This is a genomic window from Amycolatopsis sp. NPDC005232 (genome assembly GCF_040607795.1).
Classification (GTDB): domain Bacteria; phylum Actinomycetota; class Actinomycetes; order Mycobacteriales; family Pseudonocardiaceae; genus Amycolatopsis.
On record NZ_JBEXHL010000011.1, the window covers coordinates 130,610 to 145,534 of the forward strand.

16 protein-coding genes are annotated in these 14,925 nt (G+C 70.3%); 10 read left to right on the forward strand and 6 right to left on the reverse strand.

Features of this window, described 5'->3' with window-relative positions:
* Window positions 1-7 precede the first annotated feature (7 nt).
* Window positions 8-1,339 carry a DUF3089 domain-containing protein gene (locus tag ABZU76_RS22110; protein ID WP_354872464.1) on the reverse strand — a complete coding sequence of 444 codons (1,332 nt, stop codon included), beginning with the start codon at window positions 1,337-1,339 and terminating at the stop codon, window positions 8-10.
* Window positions 1,340-1,413: 74 nt separating this feature from the next.
* Here ABZU76_RS22110 and ABZU76_RS22115 point away from each other — a divergent pair, with 74 nt between their 5' ends.
* The 3 genes from ABZU76_RS22115 to bcp all read left to right on the forward strand — a co-directional run bounded on the left by ABZU76_RS22115 (window position 1,414) and on the right by bcp (window position 2,906).
* Window positions 1,414-1,596 (forward strand): hypothetical protein, encoded by a 183-nt coding sequence (locus ABZU76_RS22115; RefSeq protein WP_220243744.1) that lies wholly within the window; start codon window positions 1,414-1,416, stop codon window positions 1,594-1,596.
* Between the two features lie 180 nt (window positions 1,597-1,776).
* Window positions 1,777-2,313 carry a hypothetical protein gene (locus ABZU76_RS22120; protein ID WP_354872467.1) on the forward strand — a complete coding sequence of 179 codons (537 nt, stop codon included), beginning with the start codon at window positions 1,777-1,779 and terminating at the stop codon, window positions 2,311-2,313.
* Window positions 2,314-2,429: 116 nt separating this feature from the next.
* Window positions 2,430-2,906 carry a thioredoxin-dependent thiol peroxidase gene (gene bcp / locus ABZU76_RS22125; protein WP_354872470.1) on the forward strand — a complete coding sequence of 159 codons (477 nt, stop codon included), beginning with the start codon at window positions 2,430-2,432 and terminating at the stop codon, window positions 2,904-2,906.
* 30 nt (window positions 2,907-2,936) lie between these two features.
* On the opposite strand, the gene ABZU76_RS22130 is transcribed toward bcp, so the two are convergent.
* Entirely contained in the window at window positions 2,937-4,712 is a 1,776-nt protein-coding gene (locus ABZU76_RS22130) for a HAMP domain-containing sensor histidine kinase (RefSeq protein ID WP_354872473.1), read from the reverse strand.
* Window positions 4,702-5,400, reverse strand: coding sequence for a response regulator transcription factor (locus ABZU76_RS22135; RefSeq protein WP_354872476.1), 699 nt, complete (start codon window positions 5,398-5,400; stop codon window positions 4,702-4,704). The genes ABZU76_RS22130 and ABZU76_RS22135 overlap by 11 nt, the downstream gene beginning before the upstream one ends.
* A 181-nt stretch (window positions 5,401-5,581) precedes the next feature.
* Here ABZU76_RS22135 and ABZU76_RS22140 point away from each other — a divergent pair, with 181 nt between their 5' ends.
* The 4 genes from ABZU76_RS22140 to ABZU76_RS22155 are packed head-to-tail and all read left to right on the forward strand — an operon-like array spanning window position 5,582 to window position 9,100.
* On the forward strand, window positions 5,582-6,658 hold the full coding sequence (locus ABZU76_RS22140; RefSeq protein ID WP_354872479.1) for a peptidoglycan-binding protein: 1,077 nt from the start codon (window positions 5,582-5,584) through the stop codon (window positions 6,656-6,658).
* Window positions 6,655-7,338, forward strand: coding sequence for an ABC transporter ATP-binding protein (locus tag ABZU76_RS22145; protein WP_354872481.1), 684 nt, complete (start codon window positions 6,655-6,657; stop codon window positions 7,336-7,338). Before ABZU76_RS22140 ends, ABZU76_RS22145 begins: the two co-directional genes overlap by 4 nt.
* The gene (locus ABZU76_RS22150) at window positions 7,335-8,546 is read left to right on the forward strand and encodes an ABC transporter permease (RefSeq protein ID WP_354872484.1); all 1,212 of its coding nucleotides are present in this window, start codon (window positions 7,335-7,337) and stop codon (window positions 8,544-8,546) included. The genes ABZU76_RS22145 and ABZU76_RS22150 overlap by 4 nt, the downstream gene beginning before the upstream one ends.
* Before the next feature lie 11 nt (window positions 8,547-8,557).
* Complete coding sequence (locus ABZU76_RS22155; protein ID WP_354872487.1) at window positions 8,558-9,100, forward strand: hypothetical protein; 543 nt, start codon at window positions 8,558-8,560, stop codon at window positions 9,098-9,100.
* Window positions 9,101-9,219: 119 nt separating this feature from the next.
* Here ABZU76_RS22155 and ABZU76_RS22160 read toward each other — a convergent pair whose 3' ends face one another.
* From ABZU76_RS22160 to ABZU76_RS22170, 3 genes are read right to left on the reverse strand one after another with little or no spacing between them, the layout of a single operon-like run.
* On the reverse strand, window positions 9,220-10,407 hold the full coding sequence (locus tag ABZU76_RS22160) for an NAD(P)/FAD-dependent oxidoreductase (protein ID WP_354872490.1): 1,188 nt from the start codon (window positions 10,405-10,407) through the stop codon (window positions 9,220-9,222).
* A gap of 17 nt (window positions 10,408-10,424) precedes the next feature.
* On the reverse strand, window positions 10,425-11,360 hold the full coding sequence (locus ABZU76_RS22165) for an alpha/beta fold hydrolase (RefSeq protein WP_354872493.1): 936 nt from the start codon (window positions 11,358-11,360) through the stop codon (window positions 10,425-10,427).
* 14 nt (window positions 11,361-11,374) lie between these two features.
* Entirely contained in the window at window positions 11,375-12,334 is a 960-nt protein-coding gene (locus tag ABZU76_RS22170; protein ID WP_354872495.1) for an ABC transporter substrate-binding protein, read from the reverse strand.
* 233 nt (window positions 12,335-12,567) lie between these two features.
* On the opposite strand from ABZU76_RS22170, the gene ABZU76_RS22175 reads away from it, so the two are divergent.
* The 3 genes from ABZU76_RS22175 to ABZU76_RS22185 are packed head-to-tail and all read left to right on the forward strand — an operon-like array spanning window position 12,568 to window position 14,913.
* Window positions 12,568-13,395, forward strand: coding sequence for an ABC transporter ATP-binding protein (locus ABZU76_RS22175; protein ID WP_354872497.1), 828 nt, complete (start codon window positions 12,568-12,570; stop codon window positions 13,393-13,395).
* Window positions 13,392-14,159: an ABC transporter permease subunit gene (locus ABZU76_RS22180; protein WP_220239100.1), complete on the forward strand. Its 768-nt coding sequence runs from the start codon at window positions 13,392-13,394 to the stop codon at window positions 14,157-14,159. The genes ABZU76_RS22175 and ABZU76_RS22180 overlap by 4 nt, the downstream gene beginning before the upstream one ends.
* Window positions 14,149-14,913, forward strand: a complete 765-nt coding sequence (locus ABZU76_RS22185) for an ABC transporter permease subunit (protein WP_220239101.1) — start codon at window positions 14,149-14,151, stop codon at window positions 14,911-14,913. Before ABZU76_RS22180 ends, ABZU76_RS22185 begins: the two co-directional genes overlap by 11 nt.
* The last annotated feature ends 12 nt before the right edge of the window (window positions 14,914-14,925 follow it).

Here is a 14,925-nt window from a genome sequence, read left to right on the forward strand (position 1 = left end):
GGAAGTCTCACCGCGAACCCGCCTCCCACTGTGCCGTTTGCGCGTCGACCAGAGCCGTCAAGTCGCCCAACGTCAGCGAGAAGTCGTCGACGTGAAGGCCGAGGCCGCCGCTGCTCGGAGGGCCCACCAGGGCGTCGCCGCCGGAGAGCTGGAGCCAGGACGCGGTGCCGCCGGGGACGGTGCGGAAGTCGCACGCGCCGGTGAACTCGCCGGGGTAGCGGGCGAAGCCGGTGGGGAACACCGGCAGCGAGGTACCGAGGAGGACGGCGGTGAGGTGGCCGTTGGGGAGAAGAGCGTTGCCCTGCACCAAAGTCCGAGTGGGGAGCCGGGTGTCGAGCGGGGTCGTCGCGTCGGGCGCGGCGCCGGTCAGCAGCGCGGCCGGGTTGGTGCAGAGAATGCGGTGGCCGGGCGTCGAAGAGAGGCCGAAGGTGGAACCGGGCGGCGGGACCGTTCCGGCCGGTTGCTTGTACGACGAGTAACCGGCCACGCAGCTGACCGGCACGGGCGCCGCGGCCGAAGCGCGAGCGCACACGGGCAGGTGCTGGAAAGCCGCGTCCGGATCGGAGCCGCCGCCGGCCGGGCGGTCGGTGGGGACCTGGACGTTGCCGCCGAGAAGCAGCGCGCTCACCAAGGAGGGCTGCACGTCGGGGTGGCCGTCCACGCGGTCGCGCAGGAGCGAGGCCGCGTCGGCGGCGCCCTGCGAGTGGCCGATCACGACCACTCCGCGGCGACGGTGCGTGACCGGGTCGATGTTGTAGTCGCGCCAGTACGTGTCCCACGCCTGTTCGACGTCTTCGAGGCCCAGCGCGTAGTCGGGTGCCGTGCCGGTGAGCACGCCGACGATGTGCGCGGCCAACGGCGCCTGCCGGTACACGGGCACGAACACGCGGCAGTGACCGAGCAACGGACCGACCTGGGCGTAGGTCACGGCGGCCGCGGCGTCGTCCGGGCCGGGTGGCAGCGAGCCGATCTGCAGCGTCGGATTCGAGAGCAGGTCGACGGTCGGGTAGACAAAGAAGCAGTCCACCGGAGGGGCCGCCGGCGGCTCGAACGGTTCCACCACACTCGCGCCCGACTCCACCCGAGTGGTGTCGAAAGTCACCCGGCCCGGCGACGCGGGGTAGCCGACTGTGAAGCTGCCACCGGGCGTCGCGATCTGCGGGTCACCCGCCAGGTTCTGGTTGCACGGGTTCGCGGCCATGCCGGGCAGGCACACCCACACCGGGTGGTCGAGCGGCGCCGTGCCAGGCGGGGCGGCACCAGACGCGGCGGCCGCCGGGACGGCGGCCGCGAGGCCGAACACGGTCGTGAGAGCCAGCAGGATCGCGCTTTTCCGCACGCTCGACGCTCCTTCACCGGGTGGGCGAGTCCCCCGTAGGCTGGCCGGAGCGAAGTCGATCCGGGAGGTGAGTCGTGCCGTCACGCAATCCGCTGCGCTTGCTGCGCAAGTGGACGGACTGGTTCGAAAACCGCGGCGTGTACATCCCGGGCGAGGAGAGCCGCGCGGTCGACCCGGTGCGTGACTTCGGGTGGCTGATGGTCGCGTGGGGCGCCGGCGTGGCGATCTTCATCCTCTTGTTCGCCTTCGCCGTTTAAGTGGCACATCGGTGACGACTGTCACCCGGAGTGCCCTTTCGGTCACGGATCGGCCACGGCTGTACACCAGGTCCGCGTCTTCGTGCGCGCGCACGTGCACATGCAGGGACAGTGGAGCGGGTCGCCTTCGGTCACTACGCCGAACGGCCTGAGCCCTCGCCCCGACTGGAGTAAACCGAGATGGCGCCCGCGCGCACCCCCAAGCTGTTGCTTTCCGCCTGTTTGCTGATGGCGGTGGCGGCCTGCGGGGTCGACGCGCAGGAAGGCACGGCGACGCTCGGCGGTGGTGGCGGCCCTGCGAAGGCCGCGGCCGCGCAGACGTCGCGTGACCTGCAGTTCGGCGCGGAACACCGGTTCGCCAGCGGCATCACGATCTCGGTTTCCGCCCCGCAGTCGTTCCAGCCCAGCCCCGCCGCGTACCCGCGCAGCTCGCGGGCGGCGTCGTTCGGCATCGAGATCACCAACAACGGCGCGGATTCCTACCGGCTTTCCGGCTTCACGGTCGCCGCGATGATCGACGGACGCCCGACCAAACAGGTCGTCGACGCCACCCAGGGCCTCGGCGGAATCACCGACGCGGGCAAAGACCTGCAGCAGGGCCGCTCCGCGCAGCTGACGCTCGCGTTCGCCGTGCCCGACAGCACCACGCAGCTCACGGTTCAGCTGCGACCCAGCGCGAGCGAGCCCGCCGTGGCCACGTACTGCGGGGCCGTCTGAATTACCAATCCGGCCAAAAGCAGGCCGACCCCCGCGCGGCACGTAACCGTTGCTACGAAGCCATTCGGCCGTGACTGTGGTCGGATTAGTAACGATCGACACAGTACGCTGCGTTCATGACCGAGCAGCGACTCTCCCCCGGCGACGCCGCCCCCGACTTCACCCTGCCTGACAGCACGGGCAAGAGCGTCTCCCTCAGCGACTTCCGCGGCCAGGCCGTCGTCGTGTACTTCTACCCGGCCGCCGGCACCCCCGGGTGCACCAAGCAGGCCTGCGACTTCCGCGACAGCCTCGCCCAGCTCAACGACGCCGGCTACCAGGTCCTCGGCATCTCCCCGGACAAGCCGGCGAAGCTCGCGAAGTTCGTCGAGAACGAGCAGCTGACCTTCCCCCTGCTCTCCGACGAGGACAAGCACGTCCTCACCGCGTGGGGCGCCTTCGGCGAGAAGAAGAACTACGGCCGCGTCTACCAGGGCGTCATCCGCTCGACCTTCATCGTCGACGCGGAAGGCAAGATCGCGAACGCCTTCTACAACGTCCGCGCGACCGGTCACGTCGCGAAGCTGATCCGAGACCTCGGCATCCCCGCCTGAGCCACGAAACCCGCCGCCGGGGTGAGCGGTTCACTCAGGCGGGCCGGCGGCGGGGAAGCGCAGCGTGAACGTCGAGCCCTCGCCCAGCGTGCTGAGCACCGAGACCGTGCCGCCGTGGGCGGCCGCCAGGTTGCGGACGATGGCGAGGCCCAGGCCACTGCCGCCGCTCGCGCCGCGGGTGCGGGCCTTGTCCGCGCGCCAGAAGCGGTCGAAGACGTGGGGCAGGTCGTCGGCGGCGATGCCGACGCCGGTGTCGGCCACGGAGAACACGACGTCCGAATCGGCACGCGTGGCGCTGACCGTGACGGAGCCGCCGCGGGGGGTGTGGCGGACGGCGTTGGACACGAGGTTGTCGATGGCCTGCCGCAGGCGCACGGGGTCCGCCGTGACGGCCGGGTCGGCCATCGACCGCACCACCAGCTGAACGCCCGCCGCGTCGGCGCGGGCGGCGTGGGCCGCGGCGAGCTGGGTGAGCAGGGAGTTGGCGTCGATGGGCTCGGGGTGCACGCGCAGCGCGCCGGCGTCGGCGAGGGCGAGGTCCTGCAGGTCGTCGACGATGTGCTGCAGGTGCAGCGCCTCTTCGAGCAGCGACACGACGAGCTCGTCGTCGAGCCGGCTCACGCCGTCCTGCGTGGCCTCCAGCCAGCCGCGGATGTTGGACAGCGGCGTGCGCAGCTCGTGCGCGATGTCGCTGACCATGGCCTTGCGCGCGGTCTCCAGCTTCTCGCGCGCCTCGGACATGTCGTTGAACGCCCGCGCCAGCCGCGCGATCTCGTCCTTGCCCTTGACCTTCACGCGCGCCCCGGCCTCGCCCGCCTCCATGCGCTGCGCGGCGCCCGTGAGCGCGTGCAGCGGCCGGATGAGCCGGATCGACGCGAGCCCGGTGGCCACGACCGTGAGCACGAGGATCGCGCCCGCCACCTCGGCCAGGCGCACCTGGTTGTCCGACGACAGCGTGAACCCGCTCGGCGGCTGGTCACTGCCCTTCTCCGTGATGTAGAGCCACGCGGGGGGCGCGACGTAGGACGCCAGCTGCTCATGACGCGCGGACGTCACGCAGCTCTGCGCCGTCGTGTCCGTCGCGTCCGTCGCGCCGGTCTCGGGCCCGACGAACGTCCACGACAGCGACAGCTGCGCCGCCGGAGCGCTCTGCGCGCTGCGGCCGAGGCAGGCGTTCACGAGGTCCTGCAGCTTGTCGAGCGCGGCCTGTTCGGTGTCGGTGGGTTGCTCGAGGCTCGTGCCGTTGCACCGCGTGAGCGCGTACGGGTCGTCGGCCACCACTCGCGGGTGCCCACCGGGCGACACCTCGATGCTGCCGACGCTCCCGCGCTCTTGCACGCACCGCAGCACGCGCTGCGCGACGCCCGTCAGCCTCGCCTTTTCGTCCTGCGGCAACGCATACGGCCCCACCGCCTCCGGGTCGATCCGGTCCGGTGTGGACTGCACGCCCAGCCCCGGGTCGACCGACAACGGGTCGACCACCACCGAAGGCTGCGGCGGCAACCGTCCGGGGTCGGGGTCGGAGCTCGCGATCACCTTGCCCTGCGGGGTCGCCAACACCACGCGGCGGCCGGTGCTCTCGGCGTAGGTGGTCACGACCTTGCCGACGCCGTCCCAGTTCGGGTGCGTGGCCGCGTAGCCGAGCAGGCCCTGGTAGATGGTGCCGTCGTCGGCGAAGACCTGGCCCTGCTCCTGCCGGATCGCGCCCGTGGTGGTGCGCGCGGCGAGCCACGCCGTGGCCGCGATCGCGCACACCGCGACCAGCGCCGACACCGCGATGAGCCGGACCAGCAGGCTACGCCGCATCGGGCGGCCCGGCCGTGAGCTTGTAGCCGACGCCGTACACGGTCAGCAGTCGCTTGGGTTTGCGCGGCGCCGCCTCGATCTTCTTGCGCAGGTTCATCACGTGGACGTCGATCGCGCGCTGGGTGATGTAGCGGTCGAAGCCGTGCAGGTGCTCCAGCAGCTGCCCGCGCGTGAACACCTGGTCCGGGTGCGCGGCCATCACCTCGAGCAGCCGGAACTCGCCCGGAGTGGTCTCGATCAGCTGCCCGGACACGACAACTTCGTGCCGGCCGACGTCCACAGTCAGCGCGCCGACGCGCAGCGGGCCACCCGGGGGAACGGCAGTTTTGGTGCGGCGCAACAAAGTCCGCACCCGAGCCATCAGCTCGCGGGGGCTGTACGGTTTGGTGATGTAGTCGTCGGCCCCGAGGTCCAGACCACGCAGCAGGTCGTCCTCTGTGGACCGTGCGGTCAGCATCAGCACGGGCACGTCGGACTCCGCGCGCAGGATCCGGCACACCTCGAGCCCGTCCATGCCGGGCAGCATGACGTCGAGCACGAGCAGGTCCGGCGGGCGGCGGCGGACGAGGTCGAGCGTCTCGCGGCCGTCGGGCACGACCACCACCGAGTGGCGTTCCCGCTCGAGGTAGCGGCGGACGAGCTCCGCTTGCTTCGGATCGTCCTCCGCGAGCACGATGTCTGCGCACATGCTGCGAGCATAAGGATCTCCGCCGACGCGGGCGACCCAGCGCCGCGGGAACACCGGATCAGCACCGCTTCCTGACGGCTTCCTGACAATTCGCCGCGATAGTGGCCTCCGGACCCGCGGCTCAGTCCACTTCGGACGCGCCGGGTGAGTGGAAGCGGAGAAACGATGATGGAGGCCGTCAGTGGCCGGTAAGTCCCGGCGGCGCGCGATCGCCGTCTCAGCCTCGGCCGCCGTTGTGGTGCTGCTCGGCGTCGGCGCGTACGTGGCCATCGACCACGGCCGCGGCACGGCGGCAGCCGCGGCTCCCCCGCCCGCCGTGACCACCGTCGCCGTGGCCAAGACCGACCTGTCGAACACGCGGACGTTCACCGGCACCCTCGGCTTCGGCGCGCCCGAGCCGCTCAAGGGCGCGGGCGCCGGCGTGGTCACGCAGCTCCCGGACGTCGGCACCGTGGCCCAGCGCGGGAAGCCGCTGTACTCCGTGAACGGCGTGGGAGTGCCGGTGTTCTTCGGCGACACCCCACTGTTCCGCAAGCTCGACAACCCCGACCTGACCGGCCCGGACGTCGCCACGGTGGCCGACAACCTCGCCCGCCTCGGCTACTCCGTCGGCACGCGCGCGAAGGACCCGCAGAAGGCGAAGTTCACGTTCACCGACGCGCTGAAGAAGTGGGAGAAGAAGGCCGGCCTGCCGGACACGGGCACGCTCGACGTCGGCCAGGTCGTGGTGCTGCCCGGCGAGGCGCGCGTGAACAGCGTGACGGCCCAGCTCGGTGACCCCGCCGCTGGCCCGCTGCTCACCACGACGCCGACGGCGAAGGTCGTGATCGCGCCCGTGGACGCGGCGGAGGTCGGCTCGGTGAAGACCGGCATGGCCGTGACGATGGTGCGCCCGGACGGCAAGGAGATCCCGGCGAAGGTCACTTCGGTGAGCACCGCCGTGACCGGCGGCGACCCGTCGGGCGGCGACCCGGCGCAGGGGCCGCCGAAGATCAACGTGACCGTGGTGCCCGTGAACGCCTCGGACGTCGGCGACCTGGACTCGGCGTCGGTGCAGGTCCAGGTCGCCACCGAGACCCACGCCGGCGTGCTGGCCGTGCCGCTCGGTGCGCTGGTCGCGTTGCGCGAAGGCGGCTACGCCGTGCAGCTGCAGGGCGGGAAGCTCGTGCCGGTGAAGACGGGCATGTTCGCGCGCGACCAGGTGGAGATCAGCGGCCCGGGCATCACCGAGGGCCTGCGGGTGGTGACGACCTCGTGACGCCGGTGCTGGCCCTGCGCGGGGTGAGCAAGCACTACCCCGGGGGTGTGAAGGCGCTCGACGACGTGTCGCTGGCCGTCGCCGAGGGTGAGCTGCTGGCGATCGTGGGACCGTCCGGTTCGGGCAAGTCGACGCTGCTGAACATCGTCGGCACGCTCGACCTCCCGACTTCCGGCACCGTCGAGCTCGGTGGCCAGGATGTGACGCAGCTGAGCGACCGGCGGCTGTCCGCCCTGCGCGGGCGGTGGCTCGGGTTCGTGTTCCAGCAGTTCCACCTCACCGACGGCCTCAGCGCGGCGGAGAACGTGGCCACCGGCCTGCTGTACGCCGGCGTGCCGCGCAAGCAACGCCGTCCGCTCGCGTTGGAGGCCTTGGGCCGGGTCGGGCTCGCGCACCGCGTGGGCCACCGGCCGCACGAGCTCTCCGGTGGTGAACGCCAGCGGGTCGCCATCGCGCGGGCCGTGGTGAACGACCCCGCGCTCGTGCTCGCCGACGAGCCGACGGGCGCGCTCGACACCGCCAACGGCCGCGCCGTCCTGGAGCTGCTCCACGGACTCAACGCCGAAGGAACGACCATCGCGATCATCACGCACGACCGCGACATCGCGGCGAGCCTGCCGCGGCGCATCGAGTTCCGCGACGGCCGGATCGTGCAGGACCTCGTGGTGAGTGCCGCGTGAGCACAGCACTCGACACTCGCCCGGTGCGCCTGGGCCTGCGCGATGTCCTGCGTCTCGGCCTGCTCGGGATCAGCACCCGGCGGCTGCGCGCGGCGCTGTCGGCGCTCGGGATTTCGCTCGGTATCGCCACGATGATCGTGGTCACCGGCATTCCGGCGTCGAGCCAGGCCGCGCTGCTGGACAAGCTGACGGCGCTGGGCACGAACATGCTGCGCGCCGAACCGCAGCCGAACCAGACGCCGCCGGTGCTGCTGCCGGAGTCGTCCGTCGGCAGCGTCGCGCGGATCGGCCCGGTCACCACGGCGGCGGCCGTCGCGAACACGCACCAGACCGTGCGGCGCTCCGATCTGACCGACCCGCTCGACGGCTCGGGTCTCGCCGTGCTGGCGAGCAGCCCGGACCTGCTGTCCGCGCTCAACGGCACCGTGCAGAGCGGCAAGTTCCTCGACGCAGCAACGCAGAACCTGCCCGCCGTCGTGCTCGGGTACGTCGCGGCCTCGCGGCTCGGCATTCCCGCGGTGACACCCGGGCGGCCCGCGCCGATCGTGATGATCGGCGAGCAGTGGTACACCGTGACCGGCGTGCTGGCGCCGATGCCGCTGGCACCGGACATCGAGCGCGCGGTGCTCGTCGGCTGGGGTTCGGCGAAGCAGTTCCTCGGCTTCGACGGCCACCCGACGGTGATCTACGTGAAGGCGCGCGAAGACGCGATTCCCGACGTACGCGCGGTGTTGCCCGCGACGCTGTACCCGCAGCTGCCGGGGTTGGTTTCGGTGAGCCGGCCGTCGGACGCGCTGGCGGCCAAGCAGGCGAGCCAGACGACGTTCTCCGCGCTGTTCCTCGGGCTGGCGGGGGTCGCGCTGCTGGTCGGTGGTGTCGGCGTGGCCAACACGATGTTCATCTCGGTGCTGGAACGCCGTCGCGAGATCGGCTTGCGGCGCGCGTTGGGGGCGACGCGGGGACAGATCCGCGGGCAGTTCCTCACGGAGGCGGTGGCGTTGTCCGGTCTCGGCGGTTTGGCGGGGACGGTGCTGGGGATCGTGGTGACACTGCTTTACACGACGTACCAAGGGTGGCCGCCCGTGATCCCGCCACTGTCCGTGGCCGGCGGTGTGGCGGGCGCGCTGGTGGTGGGTGCGCTGGCGGGGATCCACCCATCGATCCGCGCGTCTCGGCTCACCCCGACGCAGGCGCTGGCAACGACATGAGGGAGCTTCGAATGTCCAAAGTGGTCTGGCTCGCGGGGCTGGCACTGGTTCTCGCGGCGTGTTCGTCGCCCGCGCCGTCCAGCCCTCACGTCGCTTCGCTGGGTACGCCGTCGGTGACCGCGTCGTCCTCGGCGCCTGCCTCGACCGACGCCGATGGTGGCCGACCCCGCCACCGCGTCGACGAATCGCCGGAAGACTCCCAGCGGCTCATCGAACCGTGGCGTACCTGCATGAAGGACCACGACGCGGACGTCGACCAGCAGCCCCACAGCATCGCGGGCGCCGAACAGTGGTCCAAGGACCACCAGGCCGCCGGCGACGCGTGCCGGTCCAAGCTGCCCCTGCTGCCGTGGGGCGAGGACCCGGCGAACCCGGCGTACAAGGACAACCTGCACCGCTGGGTCGAATGCATGACCTCGCAGGGCATGCACGTCGCCGAAGACCCGGACGACGACGAGTCCCCGTGGCACTACACGAGCAACAACCAGCCGCCGAACTCGGACAAGATCGAGCAGGGGTGCGAAGTTCAGGTGATGGGACCGAGCGACAAGTAGCGGCTACTCCGCCCCAATGTGGCGTTGGTTGCGTTGAGCGCACCCAATGTGGCGTTCGGTGCGTTCAGCGCACCGAACGCCGCATTGGGGCGCTGGGGGAGGGGGAGAGTGGAGGGGAGTCAGCCGAGCGAGGCCGCTCGGGCCACGCTGTTGAGCAACGACGAGTTCATCAGGAACTTCAGCTCCAGCTCCGGGTCATCGCCCAAAGCCGCGAGTTCCGCCAGCCGTTCCTTACGCCGCACCGGATCCTTCTCCTCCAGGCGGCGCTTGTTCGTCACGGTCTGCTGCTGCACGAACTCGATGTTCACCGTGCGGCGGCGCAGGTCGTAGCGGTCGAGGACCTTCTCGTCGGCCGAGGAGGCGAACTCGTGCAACGAAGCGGCCAGCTCGACGGCGTCGTGGATGCCGCAGTTGAGGCCCAGGCCGCCGATGGGGTTGTTGACGTGGGCGGCGTCGCCGGCGAGGAAGACGCGGCCGGAGCGGAAGCTGGCCGCCACGCGCTGGTGCACGTTGTACAGCTTGCGGTGCACGAGCTGGTCCGCCGGGTTCGCCGAGAGTGCCAGGCCCGAAAGCCGGGCCCGCGCGCCTTCGTCGCCGACGGCTTCCTCGTCGGTTTCGCCCACGTTGGTGGGGAAGACGGCGCGCCAGCGGCCCTTGCCGTCGTCGCCGGCGACCTTGAAGAGGTTGACCCACTCGCGGGGGTCGGCCCAGTAGTTGCGGTAGCTGCAGTCCAATTCGGACTGGAAGTCGAACAGCGTGGTGAGCACCAGGAACCGCTCGGGCCAGGTGTAGCCCTCGAACTCGATCCCGAGCGCCTTGCGCACCGTGCTGCGCCCGCCGTCGGCGCCGATCACGTAGTCCGCGGTCACCGGGCCCTCGGCGGTGTGCACGGTGGCGGAGTTCGCGTCCTGGGTCACGCCCGTCACCGCGGCGCCGAAGCGGACGTCCACTCCGGACAGCCGCTCCAGCACCATGTTCACGATCTTGTGCTGCTCGATCTGGACCACGAACGGATACGGGGTCACGTCGCGCAGCACGTCGTGGTCCAGCCGGGTGATCATCGACCGCTCCGGCCGGTCCCAGAAGTCGAAGTACCGCGCGACGAGCCCGCGCTCCACCACGTCGTCCATCAGGCCCAGCTCACCGAGCATCGCGAGGGTGGACGGGTGCACCGTCGCCGCGCGCGGTGCGTCCTCCACTCCCTGCTCGGCTTCCAGCAGCGTCACGTCGAACCCCCGCCGGGCGGCGGCCAGCGCGAACACCGCGCCGACCGGACCCGCGCCCACGACCACAACACGCTGTCCCATGGTGTTCCAATCCCCTTTCAGTCGAGTTTCGCGAGCCAGCCGGCCACGGTGTCCACCAGCGCCTCGCCGGAGCCGTCGAAGCGGTGCCCCTCCGTGCCTTCCGGCGAGGGCAGCGACACCGACGTGACCGACGGCGAGATGCCCTGCTCCAGCGCCGCCTCCAGCCAGCCGGGTTCGAAGTCGTGGATCACGGTGTCGTGCTGGTCGCGCACCATGAGGATCGGGTTCGGCACGCGGGCGATCCACTCGATGCTGCGCGCGCCCGCGGTGCCGGTGCGCCGGTAGGTGAGGAAGTGCTGCGCCGTCACCGCAACCGAGCGCCCGCCGAGCCACGACATCTGCGTGGACAGCGTGCGGCCGAAGTCGCCGGCCTGCGCGGCCGCCACGGCCTCCTCGGTCAACGCACGGTAGGTGGCCTCGTCGTTGATGAGCAGGTGGCGCGACTTCCACGGCAGGTCCGCGAACATCCCGGTCAGCGCGATACCCGCGGTCTCCGGGTGCCAGTGCGTGGCCGCGAAGTACGAGACCTGCGACGTGCCCAGGCTGTGCCCGTGCAGCACGATCTTCGAGTAGCCCAGCGAACGCGCCGTCCAGTACGCGGCCTCGATGTCGCGCACGGTCGCGTAGAAGTTGTCGGTGTTCACGGCGTCGCCCGACTGGCGGGTGTTGATCGCGAGCACCGGCACGCCGCGGCCGCTGAGGCCCAGCGCCAGCGTGCGCACCGGCAGGCTGCCGATGCTGCCGCCGCTGCCGTGCACGCTCAGCACGAGCGGAGCGTCGGGCAGCGGCTCGGCCGGCACCAGGTGCGCGGCCGGCCCGGATCGCCCGTCGAGCGAGGTGATCTCGTAGTACTGCAACGACACGCCGTCGGGCGCGTCGAAGTCGAGCAGGGATCCCGGTGTCTCCGCGGGCCGGTAGGTGACCGCCGCGGCCGTTTTGTCCTCAGTGGACACTTGTCGTGCTCCCGTCACTTCGAACCGGTGTAGACGAGCTTGCTGTAGTCGACCGTGCCGCCGAAGCCGCCGAACTGCTTCATCGCGTCACCCCAGATCTTCAGGTCGTCCTGCGAGACCTCGGTGGTGAACTCGCCCAGTGGCGACTTCTTGGCCTGCTCGGGCGTGACCTTGGTGTACGTGGCCAGGGCGGTGTAAGCCTTGTCGTTGTTGGCCTTGACCCACTGCGCCGCGTCCTGCAGCGCCGCCTTGAACCCGTCGGCGAGCTGGGGGTTCGCCGCGGTCCAGTCCTTCGACGCGATCCAGTACGTGCCGCCGAGGTAGTTCGCGCTCAACGCCCGCTCCGGGTCGCCGAGGCTGCGCATCCCGGCCTGCTTGCCGACGGTGATGAAGGGGTTGATCACCTCGACGGCGTCGACCTGACCGGCCTTCAGCTCGTCGATCATGTTGGGCGTCGGCACCTGCACGAACTGCTCGGCAGCGGGGTCCACGCCGTTCTTCGACAGCCACGCCTTGGTGGAGATGTTGATGTTGCCGGTGAGGGTCGGCGAGCCGATGCGCTTGCCCTTGAGCTGTTTCACGTCGGTGATGTCCGGGCGCACGAAGATCTGCACGCTCTGGTCCTGCGGCGAGTCGCCGTTGTTGCCCGACACGGCCACGAGCGGCACCCCCGAGGAGGACGCGCGCAGCATGATCGGCGCGACGCTGAACCCGAGGTCGTACTGCTTGCCCAGCAGCGACGGCACCAGCGTGATGTCGTTGAGGGTCGTCGTCTTGACGTCTTTGATGCCGTGCTTGGTGAAGAAACCCTGTTGCTGGGCGACGACAACCGCGAGCGAGTCGTTGGTGTTGTTCAGTGCCACGCGGATCGTGCCGTCGCTCGACGCGGAGTCACCGGAGCTGCTGCAGCCGGACACGGCCAGCGCGCCTGCGAGCAGTGCGGTGACCAGCGTGGTGATGCGGGTGCCCCTCATGACGCCTCCGTGGGAGTGGGGGGAATGGGGATCGGGGAGAGTTCACTATCCGAAGTAGTTGAGCAGAGACAGTAACTCAAGTTAGCTAATCTCTCAACGGTCCAGCTCAGGACGTTGGTAACGGCCTTGTTAAGCCTGGATCGCAGACCAAAAAGCACTACTCAAGTCATTGACGTGTGGAAGGCTAGGCGCCCATCATGGCCAACGCCAGCCCTGAAGGAGGTCCCGATCCCGTGACCGTAGAAGCCACCGCGCCGGCCACCGAGACGGCGGATGCGTTTTCCTGTTCGAAGCTCTTCGTCGAGTACCGCACGCGCAACAAGGTGCTGCGAGTGCTCGAAGATGTCGGTTTTTCCTGTGCCCAAGGGGAGTTCCTCAGCATTCTCGGGCCGTCCGGCACCGGGAAGACGACCCTGCTGCGGATCCTCGCCGGGCTCCTCGTCCCGGGCGAGGGCTCGTCCGTGCGGTTCCGCGGGAAGGAGATCACCGGTCCGCCCGCCGGCGTCGGCATCGTGTTCCAGAACTACGCCGCGTCGCTGCTGCAGTGGCGCACCGTGGAGCGCAACGTCGCGCTGGGCCTGGAAGGCCGCACGAGCAAGGCCGAACGCGACGAACGCGTCCGCGACGCGCTCGAGCTGGTCGGCCTCGCCGACCGCGGCAAGGACTACCCGTGGCAGCTCTCGGGCGGCATGCAGCAGCGCGTGCAGATCGCGCGCTCGCTCGTGATGCGCCCCGAGGTGCTGCTGATGGACGAGCCCTTCGGCGCGCTCGACGCGATGACCAAGGCGCAGCTGCAGGACGAGCTGCTCAAGGTCGCCGAGGTCACCGGCGCGACGGTCGTGTTCGTGACCCACGACATCGACGAGGCCGTGTATCTGTCCGACCGCGTGCTCGTGCTCGCGGGCCGTCCGGCCACGGTCGGGCGCGAGCTGCGCATCGACCTGCCGCGCCCGCGCGACCAGGTGGCCACGAAGGAGCTCCCGGCCTACCTCGCCGCTCGGCACCGCGTGTACGAGGCGCTCAAAGCCGAGTCCGAGGCGCACGATGCGGGGGCCGAATGAGGCGCCTGATCGGGTTCGCGGTGCCGGTGGCCGTGATCCTGCTGTGGCAGCTGGTGAAGTCGGCCGGGCTGCTGCCGTACGACAACGTCCCGGCACCGTCGGACATCTGGTCGTCCACAGTGGATCTCGCGTCGTCCGGTGAGCTGATGACGAACACCGGGCACACGCTCGCCGCCTGCCTCGGCGGCTGGGCGCTGGGCTCCGCGCTGGGTCTGTTGCTGGGGTTGCTGCTCGGGCTCGTCCGTCCCGCGTGGACCTACGGCATGGCCTCGGTGGAGGTGCTGCGCGCGCTGCCCGCGATCTCGTTCGTGCCGATCGTGGTGATCCTGCTGGCGCAGACCGTGGAGATGGAGATCGTGATCGCCGCGTGGGTCGCGATCTGGCCCGTGGCGATCAGCACGATCGACGGCGTCCGCGGCGTGAACCCGGTGCACCAGGATCTCGCGCGCACCCTCGGTCTCTCGCCGGTGGCGAAGGTCGTGAAGTTCGCGCTGCCCACGGCGTTGCCGAAGATCATCGTGGCCCTGCGGCTGAGCCTCTCGGCCGCGCTGGTGCTGGCCATCGTCGCCGAGATCGTCGGCGACCCCGAGGGCATCGGCTACGCGCTGGTGCAATCGCAGCAGTCGCTGCGCCCGGCGGCGATGTTCTCCTACATCCTGCTCACCGGCGTGCTCGGCATCGTGCTCAACTTCATTCTCGTGTGGACACTCCGGTTCGTGCCGGGTGCCCGTCAAGCCGCCGGGGGAGCCGACGATGCCGCGTAAAACCCGCAAGTCCGGTGTCGCGCCCCTGCGGGGCCTGTTGCCGCTGGCGCTACTGCTCGTGCTGTGGCAGGTGATCGGCGACAGCGCGAGCACGTTCTTCCCGCCTCCGGCGAAGTGGTTCAGCCAGACGTGGGAGCTCACGTCCGGCGGCGCGCTGGTCGACGGACTGCTTGCCACGCTCGAGACGTTCGTGATCTCGTTGCTGGCCGCGACCGTGCTCGGCGCGGTACTGGGCCTGCTCATCGGCCACGTCCCGCTCGCGGAACGGCTGCTCGGCCCGATTCTCGAGTACTTCCGGTTCCTGCCGGGGGTCGCGCTCGTGCCGCTCGCCGTGCTGCTCGTGGGCTACACCGAGTCGATGAAGCTCTATGTGGTGGTCTTCGGTGCCCTGTGGCCCGTGCTGCTGCAGGTGCGCCAGTCGGCGAAGGCGGCCGACGTGATCCTCTCCGACGTGGCCTCGACGCTGCGGCTCGGGAAGTTCGCCGCGTTCCGCAAGATCCACCTGCCCGCGATCGTGCCGGGACTGCTGCTGGGCGTGAAGATCGCGGCGCCGCTCACGCTGGTGCTGGTGCTCGTGGTCGAGATCAGCACGCAGGTGTCCGGGCTGGGCAAGCTCATGGAGACCGCGCAGCAGAACTTCCAGTCGGCCCAGGTCTACGGGCTCGTGGTCGTGGTCGGGCTGGTGGCGCTCGTGATCAACATGCTCGTGTCGGGGATCGAGGGGTTCCTGCTGCGGTACCGCCCGCAGAACTGAACAAGACCAAGG